We start from the raw sequence: 2802 nt of genomic DNA, 5'->3' as shown, positions 1-2802 counted from the left end.
GAACTGATAGATTGATCACAGTCTCTCCATTTGCTCACATTAGGCAGGATTCATGGTCAGTTTTGGCACACCGGAATACAAACGCATTACGCTCTCGCTAGCGCTTGGTTCCTTCTTGGTTTTTTCAAATTTATACCTACTACAGCCAATGCTGCCCACTTTTGCTCAAATTTTCACGATCTCAGAAACGCAAGTGAACTGGTTATTTGCGGCCTCAACACTCGCTCTCTCTTTTAGCCTCGTTCCAATGGCTGTGTTGTCAGAATCAGTGGGAAGAAAGCCAGTCATGATGGCTGGTCTGTTTTCGATTCCTACCCTTTCCGCTTTGATGCTATTTGGTGACTCATTTCTGTTTTTGGTGGTATGTCGAGCACTGATCGGTGTCGCGCTCGCAGCTTTTGCTGCAGTCGCCGTGGCTTACATGGCAGAAGAGCTCGACAAGCACGCTTTCTCGATGGCAATTGGAACGTACATTGCGGCTAACTCATTAGGCGGTATTGCAGGGCGTATTAGCGGCGGCTTATTGGCGGACAATTTCAGTGTTGATGTCGCCATTGAAGTTATGATGGTGTTCACTCTTCTTGGTGTCATTGGCGTTCACTATTTATTGCCAACACAGCGCAACTTCACCCCGTCATCAAGCAGCTTGCGCCATCAAAATCGTGCGCTTATTGGTCATTTTAAAAACCAACGCGTGTGGTTCGCAATGCTGATAGGAGGACTCAACTTTGCTTTGTTCGTCAACCTTTACTCCGTCATGGGTTTCCGTCTGGTGAGTGAACCTCACAATGTGCCCGTCGGGTTGGCCTCACTGATCTTTATTTGTTACTTGGGAGGGACTTTCTCCTCTCGTTGCGCAGGCCACTGGAGTAAACGTTATTCATCAATCCTCGGTATGTTCTTAGGCGCGATAGTGAGCATGGCGGGGATGTGGATTGCGGCGGTTGAAAGCTTGACTGCAATGCTATTTGGGTTGTTGCTGATAAGTTTTGGTGCCTTCTTTACTCATACCCTCGCCTACGGTTGGGTCGGTCAGAACGCCACTCGCGCCAAAGCCACCGCGACAGCGCTCTACTTAGTACACTACTACGTAGGCGGTAGCTTAGGAGGATTCTTACTTCTTTATTGTTGGCAACATGGTGGTTGGTCGAGTGTTCTTATGGGAGGAAGCGCAGTCTACCTAGCGATGTTTGCTGCAATTGCGTATTTGAAACACATTGCCAAAAGAAAGCATACTGACCAAACACCTGACGCTGCGAGTTTAAAGAGTAGCTAAGGTACGCTCATTTGCGTAATACCTCTCTGGTTACTTGGATAACCAACTCTGCTATGCTTGCGCTACTTTAATAAAAACCAGAAAGTCGTATGTCAACGCGTTCAACACAAAACACAGATATCGAAGCGATCACTCAACAGGTCGATCAATGGCTCAACGATGTAGTAATCGGTCTCAACCTTTGTCCATTTGCTGCCAAGCCGCAACGTAATAAACAAATCAAAATCTTTGTTAGTGAAGCGACTCAAGAAGAAGCGCTTCTAGAAGATATTTTATTGCAGCTGATTGAGCTGAGTAACACAGAACCCGAACAACTTGAGACCACGTTGGTTGTGGTTCCCAACATGCTACAAGATTTCTGGGACTACAACTTTTGCATAGATTGGGTTGAAGGATTAATTAAGCAGCAAAACTGGGAAGGTGTTTTCCAAGTAGCGACTTTCCATCCTGATTACTGTTTTGGCGGCGCAAGGCCTGAAGACGACGAAAACCTAACCAATCGTTCTCCTTACCCGATCTTCCATTTGATTCGCGAAGAGAGTATGGAAAAGGTACTAAAACACTATCCTGATCCTGAATCCATTCCCGATACGAACATCGCTCGTGTTTCCGCCCTTTCAGAGGAAGAACGTAAAAAGCTGTTCCCTTACCTATTTCGTTAAGCACCACCATTCCCAAAGGCAGATTTATCACCAGTTAGATGCAATGCCCTTGGGGTTCAAAGTGCGGTTTGGTATCATTGCCGCTTCAATCGATTCAATGGAAATTAGAATGCAACTGTCAAAGCTAACCCAAGAGATTTTTGATCACTTATACCGTGATATCACCGAGTTCCGTAGTACGTTCGACTTACCAGTCGCAGACGCTGCAAGCCTTGATACGCAAGCAGACACACTACACACCTCTTTGGCGATCGAAGAGCTAACAGAGCTAGCAGAAGCAGATTGTAAAACTGAGCAAGCAGATGCCATCGTAGACAGCGTGTATGTATTAATGGGCCGTCTCGTTCATCTTGGCCACAGCAAAGTAGAAGACAACCTGGCGATCAGCTACTTAATTGATCTTCTATTAAACGTTGCGGTAAACCGTGGTATCGAATTTATTCCTTGCTGGGATGAAGTCCATTCAAGCAACATGAGCAAAGTATGCCGTAACGAGCAAGAGTACTCAGAAACAGAAGCATTCTACGCGGAACAAGGCATCAAGTTGATGGCGGTGCAGAAAGGTGAATACATCATCGCGAAATGCGCCGAAGATTTCGTATCGGAAGGTAAAACCATTCGTAAAGGCAAAGTACTCAAATCTGTTTACTACCGCCCAGCAGATCTAAAACCGTTAACTCAATAAGCGTTGAGTTTGGCTATCTCGATTAAAAAAAACGACCTCAAGTAGGTCGTTTTTTGTTGTCCCTAAATACTAATCAAAGATTAAATAAGGTTGCTCATCTACGATGACCTTTTTGACTTGAGTATTGAACACTTCCCCGAGAGCTTCTTCCGTTAGCACAGTATCGGCATTTCCTGATG

General features: G+C 45.5%; 3 protein-coding genes and 1 pseudogene. 3 read left to right on the top strand and 1 reads right to left on the bottom strand.

Annotation, left to right across the window (positions count from 1 at the left end):
- Positions 1-52 precede the first annotated feature (52 nt).
- The 3 genes from CAG68_RS19570 (at position 53) to CAG68_RS19560 (ending at position 2623) form a co-directional block, all read left to right on the top strand.
- Positions 53-1276: an MFS transporter gene (locus CAG68_RS19570; protein WP_085569556.1), complete on the top strand. Its 1224-nt coding sequence runs from the start codon at positions 53-55 to the stop codon at positions 1274-1276.
- 89 nt (positions 1277-1365) lie between these two features.
- Positions 1366-1938, top strand: a complete 573-nt coding sequence (locus CAG68_RS19565; RefSeq protein WP_025766766.1) for a DUF1415 domain-containing protein — start codon at positions 1366-1368, stop codon at positions 1936-1938.
- A gap of 109 nt (positions 1939-2047) precedes the next feature.
- Positions 2048-2623 carry a nucleoside triphosphate pyrophosphohydrolase family protein gene (locus CAG68_RS19560; RefSeq protein WP_005377875.1) on the top strand — a complete coding sequence of 192 codons (576 nt, stop codon included), beginning with the start codon at positions 2048-2050 and terminating at the stop codon, positions 2621-2623.
- 69 nt (positions 2624-2692) lie between these two features.
- On the opposite strand, the pseudogene CAG68_RS22435 reads toward CAG68_RS19560, so the two are convergent.
- Positions 2693-2802, bottom strand: a pseudogene (locus tag CAG68_RS22435) (vitamin B12 ABC transporter ATP-binding protein BtuD); the annotation flags it as partial.

Origin of the sequence: Vibrio sp. V42_P2S4T144, assembly GCF_009904715.1 — a bacterium.
GTDB classification, from domain to species: Bacteria; Pseudomonadota; Gammaproteobacteria; order Enterobacterales; family Vibrionaceae; genus Vibrio; species Vibrio alginolyticus.
Note: the sequence above shows the minus strand (reverse complement) of the source record. Positions and strands in the feature narration are given on the sequence as shown.